The organism is Arthrobacter sp. MP_M4, from assembly GCF_035984855.1.
Taxonomy (GTDB): Bacteria; Actinomycetota; Actinomycetes; order Actinomycetales; family Micrococcaceae; genus Arthrobacter.
On sequence record NZ_JAXCHX010000021.1, the window covers coordinates 30132 to 47118 of the forward strand.

The following is a 16987-nucleotide window of genomic DNA, read 5'->3' on the forward strand; positions in this document are numbered from 1 at the left end:
TGCTGTGTCCCCGGCGGGAAGACCGGTCGGGTGGAATTCTCTATTAGTTGTCGGTGGGTTCCAGGCCACCGGTCGATTCGGCGTTGAACCGGCCGCCGGCAACGCGGACCGCCAGGGGAGTGCCCGGCGGGGCCTGGTCCGGGCGCCGCACCACGTCCCGGCGGGTGCCGGGAGCCGCGGCGCCGTCGGCCAGCTGGACCACCGCGTACCCCCGGTCAAGGGTCTTCTGCGGCGAAAGTGCACGGACCTGGGCCTTCAAGTGCGCCAATTGGTCGGTCGCGCGGACGACGGCGGTGGTGACCGCGGCCCGGGACCGGCCCTTGAGCCGTTCGACGTCGTCGTGCCGGGTGCTGACCATGACCTCGGGGGAGGCCAGCACGGGGCGGGAGCGCAGCGCGGCCAGGCGGTCCGCCTCGCGCTCCACCAGCCGGGTGGCGCCGCGCCGGAGTTGATCCCGGGCCTGGCGCACGCGGGCCAGCTCTTCGACGACGTCCGGAACGATCCGTTTTGCGGCGTCGGTCGGGGTGGAGGCGCGCAGATCCGCGACGTCGTCAAGGATGGGCCTGTCCGCCTCGTGACCGATGGCACTGACCACCGGAGTGGCAGCGGCCGATACCGCCCGGATGAGTTCCTCGCTGCTGAACGGCAGCAAGTCCTCGAGGGCTCCGCCGCCGCGGGCGATAACGATCACATCCACCACCGGGTGGGCGTCCAGTTCGCGCAGCGCAGCAACAACCTGTGCCGCGGCGGTGTTGCCCTGGACGGCCACCTCCCGGATTTCAAACTCGACGGCGGGCCAGCGCAGGGCAGCGTTGCGGAGCACATCCTTTTTCGCGTCCGAGTCGCGGCCGGTGATCAGGCCGATTCGGTGCGGCAGCAACGGCAAGGGCTTCTTGCGGGCCTCGGAGAACAGGCCCTCCGCGGCCAGGGCGTGCCGCAGCCGCTCGATTCTGGCGAGGAGGTCCCCGAGGCCCACCGGCCGGATGTCCTTCACGGACATGTTCAGCCGGCCTGTCTTCAGCCAGAATTCGGTCTTGAGCAGCGCCACCACGCGGGAGCCGCGTTCCAACGGAATCTCCTGCCGGTCCAGCACCTTGGTCCAGACGGAGGCTGGAAGGGAGATCTCCGCGTCGACGTCGCGCAACGTCAGGTAGGCGTTGGTGCCCCGCCGGTTCAGTTCAATGACCTGCCCCTCGACCCATGCCGACGGTGCACGGTCGATGTGCACCTTGAGTTTTTGGGACAGCAGTTGCAGCGGCCAGGGATTCTCCGGGCTGGTTTCCGCGGCGGTTGCGGGAAGAGTGGTGGCCGCCGCGACGTCCTCAGACATGGCGGGACACCGGGGCGGAGATGGCCTTGTGCATGTGGGTGGTGTCCTTTGCCGGGCGGTGCTGGCGGCGGGCCCCCTCCCCGGCGATGACGCGCAGGGGAGGGCGGCCGGCAGGCAGCTCGAACTTGTCGCTTTCAACTCTATCCATAGCTCTACCATCGGGCCCCGACTTTACGGATCGCCGGGCTGCCACGTTCCCGTTTCCCCGCCCCGGTCTTACCGATCCGCGTCTTTATCGATTCGCGGGGACCACCGTAGGATGGCACTAACTGTCTACCTGCTAGGACTCTTGTGCGCACTTTCGTATCGGCCGTAGCGGTCCTTGTTGGGCTTTTCCTGTCGGCCGTCGCAATGCCCGCACTATGGGTGGACCGAAACATCGTTCAGGAGGACGGCTTCGTGGCATTCACCGCGCCGCTGGGCAAAGACCCGGTGTTTCAGCAGCGGCTGGCTGCCGCCGCCGTCGGCAGCCTCGGCGCTGACCGCATCCCGGAAGCGCTCAGCGGACTGTTCACGCCCGTCCTGGAAAGCGCAGCCCGGTCCCTGACAAACATGCCCGGGTACCCTGACGCATGGACCGAAACGCTGCGCAAGAGCCACCGCCTCAATGTCGCTGACCCCGGTGCCGAACCGGCCGGGACCGACACCGCCTCCACCCTGACCCTGGACCTGGCACCCCTGGTCGCCCTGGTGGCGAAGCAGGTGGCGGAGGCTACAACTTTGCCGCTGGAAGCGCCGGACCAACTGCTGATCACCATTGGGCAGCCCGAGCACCGGCAGGTCCTCGACCGGGTGGCGGCCTTTGCACCGCTGGGCTCTGCGCTGGCCATCGGTGCACTCATCGCCTTCGCCCTGGCCTTTGTGGCGGCCCGGCGGCGGGGGACGGTCCTCGCCGGCGCCGGCCTGGGTACGCTCCTGCTGGCCTGGGCCTGGAAACTGTCGGCCGACGCCGCCGCAACCGCCGTGCTGGGAACCAGCAGCGGAAACGACGTCGCAGAGATCTTCAAAACCGAGTTCGTCTCAGCGGCAGCATCAAGCCTCGGGCAGTGCATCGTGACGGCCGCCGTGGCGGGCGGCGTCCTGCTGGCAGCCGGACTCGTGCTGCGCACCGTTGCCGGACGCCGTGTCCAGCAGCAGCCCAGCCAACACCGGTAGCATTGGGGGCATGACCTCCACCGCTGTTTCGATTCCGATGCCAACCGTTCCGCGCCGGCGGCGCACGCCGGAGGAAGTTTTGGCGGCAGCTCCCGTCGACGGCCCTAAAAGGGTGCTGCTCGCAGCCCCCCGCGGCTACTGCGCCGGCGTCGACCGCGCGGTCATCGCGGTGGAGAAAGCACTTGAGCACTACGGCCCGCCGGTGTACGTGCGCAAACAGATCGTCCATAACGTGCATGTGGTCAGCTCCCTCGAGGAAAAGGGCGCGATCTTCGTGGACGAAACTGACGAGGTCCCCGAGGGTGCGCTGGTGATCTTCTCCGCCCATGGCGTCTCGCCCGCCGTCGTGCAGTCCGCCGAGGACCGCGGGCTGCGGACCATTGACGCCACCTGCCCCCTGGTGACCAAGGTGCATAAAGAGGCTGTGCGCTTCGCGAAAGACGACTTCGACATCTTGCTCATCGGTCATGACGGCCACGAGGAAGTCGAAGGAACCGCCGGGGAGGCCCCCGAACACATCCAGATCATTAACGGCCCGCACGAGGTGGACAAGGTCACTGTGCGGGACCCGGAAAAAGTCATTTGGCTGTCCCAAACCACCCTCAGCGTGGATGAAACTATGGAAACCGTCAGGCTGCTCAAGGATCGGTTTCCCACCCTGCAGGATCCGCCCAGCGATGACATCTGCTACGCGACCACCAACCGCCAAGTGGCCATCAAGAAAATTTCACCGCAGGCGGAGCTTGTCATTGTGGTCGGATCGGCCAACTCGTCAAACTCCGTGCGGCTGGTGGAAGTGGCACTCGAATACGGTGCCAAGGCCTCCTACCGGGTGGATTTTGCCAATGAAGTGGACGAATCGTGGTTCGAGGGCGTGGCCACCGTCGGTGTGACCTCAGGGGCGTCGGTGCCGGAGGTCCTCGTGAAGGACGTCCTGCGCCTGTTGGCCGACTACGGCTACGGATCCGTCGAGGAAGTCGTCACGGCCGAGGAGGATCTACTCTTCTCTCTGCCGAAGGAACTCCGCGCCACCCTGAAGCAGGCAGGCGATGTCACCCGCGCCCTCGGAGGCCGCGGCGCCCGCGCCGCACGCACCGCCTAGGCTGCAGACTCCCGGTCTTCCCCTGCCGTGCTTCCGGGCTGGAGTTCCGGGGCGGCGACAGACCGCGGTGTCACCTCGACCGCTGGAGGGGTGGCCAGCCCGGCCGCATCCAGGGCGTTAAGCTTCCGTGCCGTGGGCAGTACCCGTGCCTCCAGGGTTCCCACCATCGAGTTATAGCGGTCCACGGACGTTTTCAGCGACGATCCAAGTTTGGTGACGTTCTCGCCGAGTGTTCCCATCCGCTCATACAGCTGATGCGCGAGTTCGAAGAGCTCGCGTGCGCTGTCCGTGAGGACGTCCTGGCGCCAGGTGAAGGCGACCGACTTCAGAACGGCCAGAAGCGTGGAAGGCGAGGCCAGCACCACATTCCTGGACAGGGCGTAATCCAACAGGGCCGGGTCGGCCGAGAGCGCCGCGGCCAGGATCGACTCGGCCGGCAGGAAACAGACCACAAGCTCGGGGGAGTTGCCGGGAATGTCCCAGTACTTTTTGCCGCTCAGCGCATCCACGTGGGCTTTAAGGGCCTTCGCATGCGCCAGCAGGTGGGCCTGCTGGCCGCCCAGGAGCTGCGCATGCTGCTGCCCCGAGGCGGAAGCCCCCAGCTCCTGCGCCGCCAGATAGGACGAAAGGGGCACCTTCGCATCGACCACCAGCTGCTTCTGGCCGGGCAGCTGCACCACGAGGTCAGGCCGGACCGAGGGCTCCGTGGCGGCCCCGTGTTGCGGCCCGCTATGCACCTGCTCGTGGAAGTCCACGTGACGCAGCATCCCGGCCGCTTCCACTACCCGGCGCAACTGCACCTCGCCCCACTGGCCGCGGGCGCTGTTGGAGCGCAGGGCCGACTCAAGGGCATGCGTCGAGCGCAGCAGCTGTTCGTCAGACAGCCGGGCCTCCTGCAGTTGCTGGGCCAGCTGGCCGTACTGCTCCAGACGGTCGCGTTCCAACAGCGACACCTGCTGCTGCACAGCGGACAGCTTCTCCGCCACCGGCGCCAAAGCCCGGAGCACGCTGCCGTCCTGGTTCCGGGACTCGCCGAGCTCGCGGTTCTGCGCCGTCAGCAGCCGCCGTTCGGCGTCGGCTGCAGCGAACTGCGCACTCACCTCGGAAAGCCGTCCCGATACGGCATCGAAGTCCTGCTCGAGCGCGTGTGTGCGGCGCCGCAGCAGCAGGTAGACCGCCGCGGCGCCGGCGACTGCGCCGATAAGAAGCATGAGGAGGGAGAGAATCAGTGCAAAAGCGTCCATGCCTTCACTTTGGCATGCCCCGGTGACAGTTTCCGGCTGCCGCCCTGCAACGGGCTGCCCGGGGGCCCGGCTCCTGCGCCGCAGCGGGTAGAATCAGTACTCGTGGCTCTAACTATTGGCATCGTCGGACTGCCCAACGTCGGCAAATCAACTCTTTTCAACGCACTGACCCGCAACCAGGTGCTCGCAGCGAACTACCCGTTCGCGACGATCGAGCCGAACGTCGGCGTGGTCAGCCTGCCGGACCCGCGCTTGGCCAAGCTGGCTGAGATCTTCGGGTCCCAGCGACTGCTGCCCGCGCCAGTGTCCTTCGTCGACATCGCCGGCATCGTCAAGGGCGCCTCGGAGGGTGAAGGCCTGGGCAACAAGTTCCTCGCCAACATCCGTGAGGCCGAGGCCATTGTCCAAGTAGTCCGCGTGTTCGATGACCCTGACGTCATCCACGTCGACGGCAAGGTGGATCCCCGCTCGGACATGGAAACAATCAACACCGAATTGATCCTGGCCGATCTTCAGACCATCGAAAACGCCATTCCGCGGATCGAAAAAGAAGTGAAGATCAAGAAACGCGAAGCCGCCGAGCTCGCTGCCATCAAGGCGGCGCAGACCGTCCTGGAACGCGGTGATACGATCTTCGCCTCGGTCAAGAGCGACAAGCTGGAGATGGAGCACCTGAAGGAGCTCAGCCTTCTGACCGCCAAACCGTTCATTTACGTCTTCAATGCGGATGAAGGCATTTTGGGCAGCCCTGAAAAGCAGGAAGAACTCCGGGCCATTGTGACCCCGGCCGACGCCATCTTCCTCGATGCCAAGCTCGAATCGGACCTCGTGGAGCTCGACGAGGAAGAGGCCCGCGAGATGCTGGAAATGAACGGCCAGGACGAGTCCGGCCTTGACCAGCTGGCCCGCGTGGGCTTCCACACCCTGGGACTGCAGACCTACCTGACGGCAGGACCAAAGGAAACCCGTGCCTGGACCATCCACCAGGGCGACACGGCCCCGCAGGCGGCCGGCGTGATCCACTCCGATTTCCAGCGTGGTTTCATCAAGGCCGAAGTGGTGTCGTTCGACGACCTCATCGATGCTGGGTCCATGGCGGAGGCCAAGTCCCGGGGCAAGGTACGGATCGAAGGCAAGGAATATGTCATGGCCGACGGCGACGTGGTGGAATTTAGATTTAATGTATAAATTCTTCGCTTAAGTAAGTAGGAATGCCGCCCTCCGTGAAACGTATGAGGGCGGCATTTCTTGTAGCAGATTAGATAGCCGTGTCGTTACCAGCCCTCGTGGATATCGCGCGAGACCACCCTTGGGCCTCTGAGGGGAATGGAGATGAAACGTGTCGTAATAGTTCCTACTTTGCAGTGGGAGAGGGGCCGGGGTTCGAAGGAAGTCCGAAATTTTCGGGATACAGCTCTTTGTATATTGCGGTTTGGTCCCCGGCGATGCAGACGCTGTTCGTGTCCAGTACGGCACCTTGCGGGTAGACATAGAATTTCAAGACGATTTTGCCTTTTTCGGTTGCGTGCAAAAGCGCGAGTTCCTGCGATTGAGACGGGGTGCCGACTCCGACGGTGAAGCCACTGGATTCCCAGAACGCTCCCACCGCCGTTACCGCGTCCTCTTGAGCCAACGAATCTTTGGTCGGCATAATCACCCTGTATTGGACGCCGCCCTCCCCGTCCCGAGTCTTGCATCCACCATTAACAGGGTTTTTGTCCATTGCCCATTCTTGGTTCCCGATAGCCTTTTGGGTTTCGGTTTGGAAAGCCTCGAGGTCTGTGAAGGCTTGTTTGAGTTGTTCGACCTGGGCTTTGACCGTTGCGGGATCGCTGGGACTACTTGAGCCAGTCATGGTGTTCTCCGTAGTGATAGGTGTGCAGGCGCTCAAGAAAAGCGCCACGCAAAACAATGCGGCAAGAATGCGGAGGACCTTTAGCCGGGGTCTCGGTCCATAGGACATGCGGTTCACTCTTCCTGAGCTACTCAACGGCCTGCAACTGCAGCCCGAGGCGATACAGGCCGCTCGGCTGGCAGGATACGGTCTCCGTTGCCGGTTGTTGTGAGGGCAGCCTCATACAGGGCGGTGGTGTTCTTATCCAGGTACCCGTAGCCGTCACCCCTTTTTCTGTGCACCAGCGAGTTGCGTTCGGTAGTGCCTTGACGATGGGTCCCGTCGATCGTGGCCGCTTCGGAGGAGAACACCTTTGCGTCAACGGCTTCCATACGAGGATCCTGGCGCTGGAAGCGACCCCAGCCGGCCAGGCCGTCAGCTTCCGCTTCGCTGGCATAGACCTGCCCAGCAGGCACGTGAAGCCCTCCGGTGTTCTGGATCTCTTTTTCTATGTCGGCGGAGCCGAGCACCGTGAAGGAGGCGACACGCAGCTGACCTCCTAGCGGAATTTCCCCTCCGGGTCCAGCGCGCATCGAGTGTTGCCGCCGAGCGTAGTTCCGAAGCTGCTTGTTCCAAATTGCATGGAGAACTTGCCATAACCGAAGCCAGTGGTCGTCTGGTCACGATTTGCCCCTGAAGGTTGAGTTTGAACGACTCTTAATCCTTGGGTCTCAAACAGTTCCTTTACCGTCTTATGTACTTCCGCCGCCTGCTCCTGTGGAATCGAACCACGCGTGCTGTCGTAGTTGACTTGGGTGCCCTTTGTCCCGTCAGGGAGGGGGCAAACCATTCCTGGTTTGTCTGGTGTGACTTTTGTCCAGTCGCCCCGGGGCGAGGGCTTGGATTTGGGTGAAGAGGTCGAGGTACTCTTTGCGGGCTTGTTCTGATCCCATGGTCTGCTCCACTGTGTTGGTGGGAGGATTTGAGCCAGGGGCGCTCCCGCACCCTGACAGGCTGAGCAGAATGACGGCTACGGCGGGAAGGACACGCCTGTATCGGTGGCGAGATTTGGTGGTCATCGTTTCGCATTCGTGAGTTGATCGTCCAGGCCGAGAACACGGCTAAGTTCAAGGCGTCACCCGGAAAACCGCCTTTTGGAACGGAGGACCTGCACCGCGGAATCGGCTCTGGTCAGAGAGAACGTGCTGTAACGGCTCTATTTTGCAGTCTCAGTGGGGCTGGGGTTGGGAGGGACCCCGTAAATTTCGGGATACAGCTCCTTGTAGATTGCGGTTTGGTCTCCGGCCATGCAGACGCTGTCCATCTCCAGGCCGGAGCCTTCGATGTTTGCGTAGTAGGACAGAAGGTGTCCGCCGTTCTCGTCAGCGTAGAGGCGGATGAGGCCTGGGTCCCGGGGGTTGCTTTCGGTGCGGGTGGTGAAGCCTTGGATTCCCAGAACGTTTTGACGACGTTTATTGATGCTTCCAAATCGACTGGGTCGGAGGTTTGGCTCAGGATGCTGTAGTTCACGCCGTCTTGTCCGTCGGATGTGATGCAGGCACCGTTGACAGGGTTGTCTGTATCCGCCCATTTCTGGGGGCCGATGACTTTTTGGGTTTCGGTTTTGAAGGCGTGGAGGTCCGCGAGGGCTTCTTTGAGTTCTTCGACCTGGGCTTTGACGGTTGCGGGATCGCTGGGATTGTTTGAGCCGGTCATGGGGTTCTCCGTGGTGGTGGGTGTGCAGGCGCTCAGGAAAGCTGCTACGCAGAACAATGCGACAGGAATGCGGGGGACCTTTAGTCGGGCCTTGGGTCCATAGGACATGCGGTTCGACTTCCTCATCTGATCACCGTCCTGCAACTCCAACACCGGTTGATACGGCCCGTCCGGTTAAGCAGAGCAGCCCGCCGCAACGATGCTACTTGGTGCTCGCGGAGGGATCGGAGCTTGCTTCCTGCCCGTCCAGTTCCGCGTAGATTTCGTGTTGATTTCCGGCGATGCAAACGCTGTCCATCCCCAGGCTGGAGCCCAGGACGTTCGCGGTGAAGGACACCAAGTGTCCGCCATTCTTATCAGCGTAGAGGTCGATGAGGCCGGGGTCCTGTGGGTTTGTTTCGATGCGTGTAGATTCGATGCGTGTAGAAAAGCCCTTGAATTCCCAGAACGTCTTGACAACTTCTACGGACGCCTCCAGATCGACGGGGTCGGCAGTTTGGGTCAGGACGCGGTAGTTCACACCGTCTTTGCCGTCATCGGTGGTGCAGGAACTGTTTCGGATGACTTTGTCCTCCCATTTCTGGGGCCCGATGACCTGTTGGGTTTCGACCTTGAAAGCATGGAGATCTGCGAGGGCTTGTTTGAGCTGTTCGACCTGGGCTATGACGGCTGCAGGGTCACTCGGGCTGCTTGAGCTGGTCATGGTGTTCTCCGGGGTGATGGGTGCGCAGGCAGTCAGTGCTATGCTCGCGCAAAACAACGCGACACGGATGCGGCGGACCCTTAGTCGGGCCTTGGGTTCATGGGACATGCGGTTTACTCTTCCTGGGCTACTTATTTGCCGCAACTCCGACGAGAGGCGGTGCAGGTCTTTCGCCTGGGAGGATCCGGTCTCCGTGGCCTGTTGATGTGAGGGCCGCCTCGTACAGAGCGGTGGTGTCCTTGTCCAGGTACCCGTAAGCGTCGCTGGCTGTTCTATGCACCAGTGAATTGTGTTCCGTAGTGCCGTGATAGTGGGTCCCGTCGATTGTTGCATCCTCGGAAGAGAACACCTTTGCAGCAAAGGCTTCCAGGCGCGGATCCTGGCGTTGGAAGCGACCCATTTGGGCCAGGCCGTCACCGCTCGCTTCGCTGGCGTAGACCTGACCGGGGGGCACGTGGAGTTCTCCGGTGTTTCGGATCTCTTTTTCTATCCCGGCGGAGCCGAGCATCGTGAAGGAGGCGACGTTCAATTCCGCCGCGGCAAGGGCGTTGGACGTCACCGTTGTGCCGTAGTAATTGGCCAGTACGTTGGGGGTCTCGGGGGTCCTGTTGCCCATACTCTCTCTGACGGCGTTGAACCCCTGAAGGTCTGCGACGAACCGTTCGGCACCGGCCCGGGCGGCATCGCCGCTGTTCACGGTCGGAACCGTGGGCGGGTCGTAGTTGATCCACGCCACCACCGCAAAGGACTCACCCGGGAAAAGCAGCTGTTGTTGCCGCTTCAGGTTGTTGGCGTTGGTTGCCCAGTCGTTGAATCCGCTTTGGGGTGTGATGTCCATGCCGGACACGGCGTAGGTAACGTTGTGGGCCGTGTCCGGGTTACCCGCAGAGACCTGTGCCTTCGGGGAGCCGTGGGTGAGGTCGAATCCGAGCAGGACAGCATTGCCCGATGCTCCGGCGTTGACAAGAGCCCCACGGATACCGTTAAGGGCTTGCTGCTGGGTTTGCAGCCGTATGCAGTGAGGGTTTGGAATGGACCTTCCCGGTCCGGCGGGCAGGAATTCCGTTGTTTTGGCGAGTTCGGCGTTGATGCGCTCCTGTTCGGTTATGAGGCGATTCCGATTTGCGATGTTGCGGGCGGTCGCGGTGACACCGTTCAGGTTCCCGATGACCCCCGGGAGGGCTTCGATCAGGGGCTTCTGACTTTCGCCGCTTCCGATTGTTCCGTTTTTGGCGATGGTGTGGCCGAGACCGGCCCACCACTTGGCTGTCACGACAGGGTCCAGCCCCGGTTGGCTGAGGAGCTCCTGGAGCCGGGTCGTGTTGCCGGCACTACCGAGCCAGGCTTTCAGCTGCGCGGCGTTCAGGGGCCCTATGTCATTCAAACTCACCTGCCCGGGTGATGCGTACTGTATGAGGGCGCTGTTGAGCATGCTGTCGGCCAGGGAACCGCTGCCGGCTGTTTCGAATGCCGTAGCGATCTGCTCAAGCCAAGCCGCGTCAGCGGCGTTCTCAGCCAGCAGCTGCTCGAAGCCGGACACGAACGTGGCAATGCCGCTGTTCACCCAGGAACACCCCGCGGTGAACCCGCTCCACGCGTTCCGGATTCTTCCCAGCTCGGTGTCCAGGATGTTCGCGAAGGCGCGGGACTGGGACGCGAACCCGCGCAGCTTTCCAGGATCGGCCGAGCTAGTTCTGCCTCCCGATCCACCGGCGAACCGGGCCCGGTCACGCGCGGAAAACACCGCTGAAATCGTCGGTGGCGCAACGCGCGTTTCCTCGGGCTTCGGATCATTTACGATGCTCAGCAGGGCCGCGGACTGGCGGGCTGGATCGAGGGACGCCAGGTCCTGGTCGCGGGCATCGGCGCGTTGCCGCCAGGCGGTGAGTTTCTTTAGCCGGGACTTCTCCTGCTGGGCCCGCAGTTTCGCTTCCCGGATGTCCTCAGCCTGATCCGCGAGAACACCGGCAAGCCTGCCGCGATCCTCAGCCCTGGCGGTACACGCCTCTGTGAACAGCCGCGAGTACCCACCCGAGAAGTCCTCCATGGCCAGATCGACAGCACCGCCCAGGAACCGCCCTCTGTACGTAGAGCCCGCTCTGCCGAATCAGCAGCACTGATCAAAGCGTCGGCAGGGCCGTCATCAAAGGCGATCCCAATGCCCGTCCCCTTCTGATTATCACCCACGCGAAAACAGGGGATTGATTCGTTCCTGAGCGGTCGAATATGTCCTGGGCATTGTCGAGCGCTGCCTTCACTTGCTCAACCGACAACACCAACGACACAGGACACCACCCGCACTCTTATCCGTTCCCGCTATAAGGAAACCCCTCGGTGTCGTGACATCCGATGCTATCAATCGTCACATCATTAGTCCAACGAATGGCCAAACCATCCGCGACGGCCCAACGTGGTCGCCTCCCATGCCCGATGCGGCGCGGAAAGCGCAGCGGGCGCGGTAACGCGTCCCTTCTGCAGCGTGGACATCGACGGGCGGGATCTCGGATGAGCCGACGGCGCTTAGCAAAGTTCAGGGCGTCGCCGGTGCCATCGCCGGTACCGCGGGCCTGGCGACGGCCGGTTCGGGCTTCAAATTATCCACATATCGCAGGCAATTGGCCTGCTCAGCGAAGTGCTGCCTCAGAATCGCCGTGTGGGAACCAGGTACTACGCTTACGCGTTCGACAGCGATCAGACAGGGAAAGCACTGGCTGACCCTTTCACCGTGATCAGATCGGACCCCTACGCGGATGCGTGCGGTTTCGAACCGGGCTTCACGCTGGGCGTAACAGGCTTTCGGCAATCCCTGCCGGAGCGCGACTTTCTCTACCTCGACAAGGCATGGCGTTATTTGCAGCAGCTCACTTCTCCGTGCTCTCAGGACGACGGAGCCAGAGCGGCCCACCGAATGTTTGAAGGAGAGGTGACATTCATCGACGACGGCTTCACCTGGCGCCCGTGGGTGCGTGCACTCCCGCCTCATGAGGTCGCACAGATCGCCGGGATTTGGGAACGATACGCGACCACGACGTCGAAGGGTGCCCTAGCGACTTCGGCGGCTCGGCTCGCCAGCTGGTGAAGTCCGAGCTCACGTACGCTGCCCATTACCTTCACGGGCAAGCATCTTCGTTGCCGCGCTGGCCTCGGATGGTCGCGGATGCGCATACCTGATCGGCTGAATGCCGGGCAACTTATCGATGCGTATCGCGGTGGTACCATAATCCCGTACCATACTTTTTGGAAGGGGAGCCATCATGTCGATCAGTGCCAGTGAGGCGAGGAAGACGTTGTTCCCGCTCATCGAGCGCATAAACGACGATCACGAGGCTGTTGAGATTGTCTCCCGAAGGGGTAACGCTGTCCTCATGCCTGCCGCCGAATATGCCGCATGGCAGGAAACCGCGTACTTGTTCCGTTCCCCTGCCAACGCCCGCCGGCTGCTCGACGCCTACGAACGTGCACGCGGAGGCCAGACCGAGGTCCACGAGCTCGACCAAGAGGACTGAATGCGCTTGGTCTGGGACCCGTCCGCCTGGGAGGACTACACATACTGGCAGGCGGTGGACTGGCGGATCCTCAAGCGAATCAACACGCTCATAGACGCATGCCTGCGTGATCCGTTCGACGGCATCGGGAAACCCGAGCAACTCAAATACGGTGCCCAGGGTTCATGGTCGCGGCGCATTACCGACGAGCATCGCCTGGTCTACCTCGTCGAAGGTGACGACCTCGTGATCCTCCAGACGCGCTATCACTACTGAGCGCCTCGTCCTATTTATTTTGGTGTGCGCTCCCATCTTCATGCCGGCAACGTCGAGCGACAGTTCAGTCAATCGCCGGCATTCTCCGGCACCCCGGTAACGCTGAACAGCGCTACCTTGACTCACACCTCTCGTATCAGCGGGCATGCCTCCAAGCCATCGACTACTTGACGAAGTTTGGCTACAGCCCGGGGCAGGCCCACGTCATCCTCGGGGCTGTCCCCATTGAGGGGCGCCTCTCTGGCGTGGTGGACATCCCGCTGCCGGCCCCCACCGGATGGATCCAGGGATGGGAGTGCCAAAAGCCAGTAACCGATAGCCCCTGAAGCCTGCCTCGTTGTATGGGGAATACCGCAGACGTCCAACCCCCAGCAAACCGATTCGCGCTGGGCTACCTGCCGCACGTGATTTAGGATCTACCCATGACGACTCTTCAGGGTGCGGTTGTTCTGGTAGTCGGCGCCACCGGCGGGCTCGGCTCGCGGATCGCCGCTCAGCTGGAGAGTAACGGCGCCATCGTTGCCCGGTCGTCAAAGTCCGCTGGGCACGATCTGCGCACACCCTCTGTGATCCGGGAGGTGCTGGATGCCACGAACGTGCAACACGGACGTCTCGACGGGCTAGTGGTTGCGTCCGGGGTCGTCGCCTTCGGCGCCGCATCAGACCTTGAACCTGCCACGGTGGACGAACTGTTCGCTGTGAACACGACCAGTGCGATCCATCTCATTACCCAGAGCCAGACCTACCTCGCGGCCTCGGCACGTGACGGCCGGGAGCCCTTCGTGGTAACTCTGAGCGGCGTTGTCGCTGAGACACCCGTCGCCGGTCTGGCAGCATACTCGGCGTCGAAAGCTGGGCTCGCGGCCTTCGTTGTAGCAGCGGCGCGCGAGTATCGTCGCGCGGGCATCCGAATCGTGGACGCCCGCCCGGGCCACACTGGCACCGCGCTGTCCGAGCATCCGATCGCCGGGTCAGCGCCGCGATTCGGAGCGGCGCTGGATCCAGACCTGGTTGCAGCGCGGATCATCACCGCGATCGTCGACGGCGAGAAGGATCTTCCCAGCACTGCCTTCTAGGCTCGGCCGAGACGATGCGACTGAGAGCTAAGGAGTCTACTGAATTCCGAAGTGGGTTCATTCTGACGGCCTGGGCCCCGAAGCCACCATGCTCGAGCTCGGAACCGACCTGAAGCGTCAGACGTTCGTTTGCATGCCGCGTGGGCATCAGCCACAGTGCTTGAGTAGATCGTGTTGTCAGCGGAGTTCAGGTCGACCGTGGACACCGCCCCGCAACGCTGTTGCACCGTCCCGGACTTCGTCAAGAACACCAGGTTCTAACCCATGGTCGACATAACGAAGCTGAGTGGCGCCCGCGGACGGCGCGCCTATTCGGCTACGGAATGTGGTGGTGGAGTTCCGCTCCAACGTCCAATCGCTGACAGAATCTTCGCGTACCCACCCATTGATGTTGTTGTCCCACTAGATTGGTGAAATGACTCCGGAAGAACATCGATTCAACGCGCTCGTCCTGATTTTTGCCAATCTTCAGCGCCTCATGGTTTTTCATAATGCTGTCGCGCTCATCGAGGGTAAAGAGCTGGATCCGGATCTGCGTGAGCAGCTCACGTCCAAGCTGGACCTGCTCAACGAGGTCGTGGCGCGCTCCAGTCAGGTCAGGGCGGTGAATGAGGCCGACGTTGACGCTGTGCGCCCGGTGGCCTTGTACCTCGAACGAGAGATACGCGCGTACTACAACACTGAGTTGGAGAGCAACCTGGGCGTGCAAGCCGCGTTTGGTGCTGCAGCGGTGTTCGCGGCGTCATACCTTGGAGAAGGCACCATGCATATGGGGCGGGTCTTCGGGCACGACGACTGGGTTGATCGCGAAATGCAGGACAAACCCACCTTCATTCACCTGCTTAACCAAGCCAACGGCACTGTGGGGTCAGCGGCCAAGTCGGAATTCCCGCCTCAGATTCGCGGATACATCGACCACCATGTTCGTGTTGCGCTCGGCGATCGTGACCTTGTGATGGCTCAGGTGGACGGACTGACGACCATGCTGGACGGGCTGGTTTCGCGGCGGCATTTCAAGACGACGTAGCGGTTCGCTTCACCGTCTGATTCACTGCGACTTGCAGCACACGCGACAATCGACGAACCCCTCCTCCTCTTGGCTCCTTGGGAGGAGTTTTCTCACCTCGCCCGTAGACGGCGGCATGCAATGACACCTGCCTGCGGTCGAAGTCGCCAACGCTTCGGCGTCAGCTGTTATTCAGTGTCGGAACGGGTGGAGTTCCGCTCCAACGCGTGACGGCATGGCGCCCAAGGCGTCCCCTCTATCGTTAGGGTATGAATTCCGGCCCGCGTGTGCGCCTCGTCCTGCCGCATCAGCTCTTCGATCAGCATCTTGAAGCGGCCGGCGACACCGTGTTCGTGCTCATCGAACATGACCTGCTCTTTCGCCAGTACGCGTTCCATTCCCACAAGCTGGTCCTGCACCGCGCCTCCATAGCCCGCTTCGCCCGACGCCTCGGCGAGCACGGGTACGAGGTAGAAGTCCTCAGAAGCGCTGCCGGCAATAGCTCCCACGACCAGCTCGCCGAGTTCGTCCGCAAGCGCGGCCCTGCGCAGGTGACCTGGTATGACGTAGTGGATGACTGGCTCGAGCAGGATCTATTCGCGGCGCTCGCAGGCGGCGGCTATCAGATGCGCCGGGGAGATGTGCTGGAGACACCGAACTTCCTCACAGACCGTGAGCAGATCGACAACTGGTTTTCGCACAACGACTCCCGTATGCAGGATTTCTACGTGTGGCAACGCCGCCGGCTGAATATCCTTATCGACGACGGGGAACCCCTGGGCGGCAAGTGGTCCTTCGATACCGAAAACCGGAAGAAGCTTCCCCGTGGGCACACTCCCCGCGTGGTCGGCCGGTTCGCACGCCATCCCGTCCTCCGGCGTGAGGGTACCTTCGATATCGAGGCGCTGATGAGGGACCCAGACGGGGATCGGGATGAAGTGCCGGACGAGGTCGACCTCGCCATTGCATGGGTCAGTGCGGAGTTCCCGGACGCGCCGGGTGACCCCCACCTCTTCGCCTGGCCGACGAGCGGCGATGAAGCCCGTCAGCATTTGCAGGAGTTCGTCCGCGAACGCCTGCACGAGTTTGGGCCCTACGAGGACGCGATCTCCACTGCGCATCCATTCATCGCCCACAGCCTGCTGACCGCCGCGCTGAATATCGGGCTCCTCGACCCGCGGGAGGTTTTGCGGACGGTACTCAATGGTGCAGATCACAACACTCCGCTCGCTTCCGTCGAGGGGTTTGTCCGGCAGGTGATCGGCTGGCGGGAGTACATGCGAGCCACCTACCGAACAGACGGCCGCCAGATGCGTACCTCCAACCGGCTCGACCACCAGAACGCCCTGGGGGAGGGCTGGTGGGACGCCACCACCGGATTAGCGCCCGTAGACATGGTCATCTCGCGCGTGCTCGCCACCGGGTATGCTCACCACATCGAGCGGCTGATGGTGCTCGGCAACGCTATGTCCTTGCTGCGGATCCACCCCGACCGGGTATACGAATGGTTCATGGAGCTGTTCATCGACGCGTACGACTGGGTGATGGTCCCCAATGTCTACGCGATGAGCCAGTTCGCTGCGGGGGAGAAGATCACCACCAAACCCTACGTGTCGGGCAGCAATTACCTGCGGAAGATGTCCGACGTTCCAACGGGTCAGTGGATGCCGTCCTGGGATGGCTTGTACTGGACGTTCATCGAGGATCACCGCGCGGTCCTGGCGGCAAACCCGCGCATGCGAATGGTCATCTCCCAGCTTGAAAACATGGCCCCGGCCACGCGGGACGAACACCGACGCCACGCTGAGGCGCTTCTCGACGGCGGCCTCGAAACGTCGTTGCTAAGAACGCCGCCGAAGCGCGGAGGGACCCGTAACGCGTGAATGTTCCGGGATGGTCACGTGGTGAGTCCCGCTTCACCACGTGACGGGTAGGTGAATTCATCAAGTAATGCAGGATTAACTCGAGAAGCTCCGGTTTGAATGATGGGGCTTTTCTCGTGTCCGGGTTAGCGGTGCGGAGCAGCTAAATCGTCAGTCCCCGCCGCGTAATTCAGGCGG

General features: G+C 62.5%; 17 protein-coding genes. 11 read left to right on the forward strand and 6 right to left on the reverse strand.

Translation table 11 applies throughout. From position 1 onward, the window contains the following. Positions 1-43 precede the first annotated feature (43 nt). Together xseA and RCH15_RS14340 are read right to left on the reverse strand one after the other, a co-directional pair. Positions 44-1330, reverse strand: a complete 1287-nt coding sequence (gene xseA, locus RCH15_RS14335; RefSeq protein ID WP_326961339.1) for an exodeoxyribonuclease VII large subunit — start codon at positions 1328-1330, stop codon at positions 44-46. After that, positions 1323-1478 carry a hypothetical protein gene (locus RCH15_RS14340; RefSeq protein WP_326961340.1) on the reverse strand — a complete coding sequence of 52 codons (156 nt, stop codon included), beginning with the start codon at positions 1476-1478 and terminating at the stop codon, positions 1323-1325. Before RCH15_RS14340 ends, xseA begins: the two co-directional genes overlap by 8 nt. A 143-nt stretch (positions 1479-1621) precedes the next feature. Between RCH15_RS14340 and RCH15_RS14345 the strand changes: the two genes are divergently transcribed. Further along, positions 1622-2485, forward strand: coding sequence for a hypothetical protein (locus RCH15_RS14345; RefSeq protein WP_326961341.1), 864 nt, complete (start codon positions 1622-1624; stop codon positions 2483-2485). Positions 2486-2495: 10 nt separating this feature from the next. Beyond that, on the forward strand, positions 2496-3587 hold the full coding sequence (locus tag RCH15_RS14350; protein WP_326961342.1) for a 4-hydroxy-3-methylbut-2-enyl diphosphate reductase: 1092 nt from the start codon (positions 2496-2498) through the stop codon (positions 3585-3587). Here the strand turns inward: RCH15_RS14350 and rmuC are convergent. Beyond that, complete coding sequence (rmuC, locus tag RCH15_RS14355; protein ID WP_326961343.1) at positions 3584-4831, reverse strand: DNA recombination protein RmuC; 1248 nt, start codon at positions 4829-4831, stop codon at positions 3584-3586. The two genes, RCH15_RS14350 and rmuC, sit on opposite strands and share 4 nt — an antisense overlap. A gap of 102 nt (positions 4832-4933) precedes the next feature. On the opposite strand from rmuC, the gene ychF reads away from it, so the two are divergent. Then, a complete protein-coding gene (gene ychF / locus RCH15_RS14360; protein ID WP_326961344.1) occupies positions 4934-6019 on the forward strand; it encodes a redox-regulated ATPase YchF in 1086 nt (361 codons plus the stop codon). Between the two features lie 166 nt (positions 6020-6185). Here the strand turns inward: ychF and RCH15_RS14365 are convergent, their stop codons facing one another. Then, positions 6186-6686 (reverse strand): hypothetical protein, encoded by a 501-nt coding sequence (locus tag RCH15_RS14365; RefSeq protein ID WP_326961345.1) that lies wholly within the window; start codon positions 6684-6686, stop codon positions 6186-6188. 311 nt (positions 6687-6997) lie between these two features. Between RCH15_RS14365 and RCH15_RS14370 the strand changes: the two genes are divergently transcribed. After that, the gene (locus RCH15_RS14370; protein ID WP_326961346.1) at positions 6998-7228 is read left to right on the forward strand and encodes a hypothetical protein; all 231 of its coding nucleotides are present in this window, start codon (positions 6998-7000) and stop codon (positions 7226-7228) included. Between the two features lie 1355 nt (positions 7229-8583). Here the strand turns inward: RCH15_RS14370 and RCH15_RS14375 are convergent. Together RCH15_RS14375 and RCH15_RS14380 are read right to left on the reverse strand one after the other, a co-directional pair. Continuing rightward, complete coding sequence (locus RCH15_RS14375) at positions 8584-9192, reverse strand: hypothetical protein (protein WP_326961347.1); 609 nt, start codon at positions 9190-9192, stop codon at positions 8584-8586. A 19-nt stretch (positions 9193-9211) separates the two neighbouring features. Next, positions 9212-11131 (reverse strand): alpha/beta hydrolase, encoded by a 1920-nt coding sequence (locus RCH15_RS14380; protein WP_326961348.1) that lies wholly within the window; start codon positions 11129-11131, stop codon positions 9212-9214. Positions 11132-11737: 606 nt separating this feature from the next. Between RCH15_RS14380 and RCH15_RS14385 the strand changes: the two genes are divergently transcribed. From RCH15_RS14385 to RCH15_RS14415, 7 genes are all read left to right on the forward strand, one after another. Then, a complete protein-coding gene (locus RCH15_RS14385; protein ID WP_326961349.1) occupies positions 11738-12163 on the forward strand; it encodes a hypothetical protein in 426 nt (141 codons plus the stop codon). Positions 12164-12338: 175 nt separating this feature from the next. After that, the gene (locus tag RCH15_RS14390) at positions 12339-12590 is read left to right on the forward strand and encodes a type II toxin-antitoxin system Phd/YefM family antitoxin (protein ID WP_326961350.1); all 252 of its coding nucleotides are present in this window, start codon (positions 12339-12341) and stop codon (positions 12588-12590) included. Next, entirely contained in the window at positions 12591-12845 is a 255-nt protein-coding gene (locus RCH15_RS14395; RefSeq protein WP_326961351.1) for a Txe/YoeB family addiction module toxin, read from the forward strand. A 158-nt stretch (positions 12846-13003) separates the two neighbouring features. Further along, positions 13004-13171: an acetamidase/formamidase family protein gene (locus tag RCH15_RS19110; RefSeq protein WP_442784522.1), complete on the forward strand. Its 168-nt coding sequence runs from the start codon at positions 13004-13006 to the stop codon at positions 13169-13171. Positions 13172-13267: 96 nt separating this feature from the next. Then, complete coding sequence (locus RCH15_RS14405) at positions 13268-13921, forward strand: SDR family NAD(P)-dependent oxidoreductase (RefSeq protein WP_326961352.1); 654 nt, start codon at positions 13268-13270, stop codon at positions 13919-13921. Between the two features lie 415 nt (positions 13922-14336). Then, a complete protein-coding gene (locus RCH15_RS14410; protein WP_326961353.1) occupies positions 14337-14948 on the forward strand; it encodes a hypothetical protein in 612 nt (203 codons plus the stop codon). Positions 14949-15196: 248 nt separating this feature from the next. Further along, complete coding sequence (locus RCH15_RS14415; protein ID WP_326961354.1) at positions 15197-16810, forward strand: cryptochrome/photolyase family protein; 1614 nt, start codon at positions 15197-15199, stop codon at positions 16808-16810. Positions 16811-16987 lie beyond the last annotated feature (177 nt).

What these genes read in the sequence shown, in the direction of transcription:
- xseA (WP_326961339.1), bottom strand. Translation starts at nt 1,330, where the DNA reads ATGTCTGAGGACGTCGCGGCGGCCACCACTCTTCCCGCAACCGCCGCG.
- RCH15_RS14340 (WP_326961340.1), bottom strand. Translation starts at nt 1,478, where the DNA reads ATGGATAGAGTTGAAAGCGACAAGTTCGAGCTGCCTGCCGGCCGCCCT.
- RCH15_RS14350 (WP_326961342.1), top strand. Translation starts at nt 2,496, where the DNA reads ATGACCTCCACCGCTGTTTCGATTCCGATGCCAACCGTTCCGCGCCGG.
- rmuC (WP_326961343.1), bottom strand. Translation starts at nt 4,831, where the DNA reads ATGGACGCTTTTGCACTGATTCTCTCCCTCCTCATGCTTCTTATCGGC.
- RCH15_RS14365 (WP_326961345.1), bottom strand. Translation starts at nt 6,686, where the DNA reads ATGACTGGCTCAAGTAGTCCCAGCGATCCCGCAACGGTCAAAGCCCAG.
- RCH15_RS14370 (WP_326961346.1), top strand. Translation starts at nt 6,998, where the DNA reads ATGGGTCCCGTCGATCGTGGCCGCTTCGGAGGAGAACACCTTTGCGTC.
- RCH15_RS14375 (WP_326961347.1), bottom strand. Translation starts at nt 9,192, where the DNA reads ATGTCCCATGAACCCAAGGCCCGACTAAGGGTCCGCCGCATCCGTGTC.
- RCH15_RS14380 (WP_326961348.1), bottom strand. Translation starts at nt 11,131, where the DNA reads ATGGAGGACTTCTCGGGTGGGTACTCGCGGCTGTTCACAGAGGCGTGT.
- RCH15_RS14390 (WP_326961350.1), top strand. Translation starts at nt 12,339, where the DNA reads ATGTCGATCAGTGCCAGTGAGGCGAGGAAGACGTTGTTCCCGCTCATC.
- RCH15_RS14395 (WP_326961351.1), top strand. Translation starts at nt 12,591, where the DNA reads ATGCGCTTGGTCTGGGACCCGTCCGCCTGGGAGGACTACACATACTGG.
- RCH15_RS14405 (WP_326961352.1), top strand. Translation starts at nt 13,268, where the DNA reads ATGACGACTCTTCAGGGTGCGGTTGTTCTGGTAGTCGGCGCCACCGGC.
- RCH15_RS14410 (WP_326961353.1), top strand. Translation starts at nt 14,337, where the DNA reads ATGACTCCGGAAGAACATCGATTCAACGCGCTCGTCCTGATTTTTGCC.
- RCH15_RS14415 (WP_326961354.1), top strand. Translation starts at nt 15,197, where the DNA reads ATGAATTCCGGCCCGCGTGTGCGCCTCGTCCTGCCGCATCAGCTCTTC.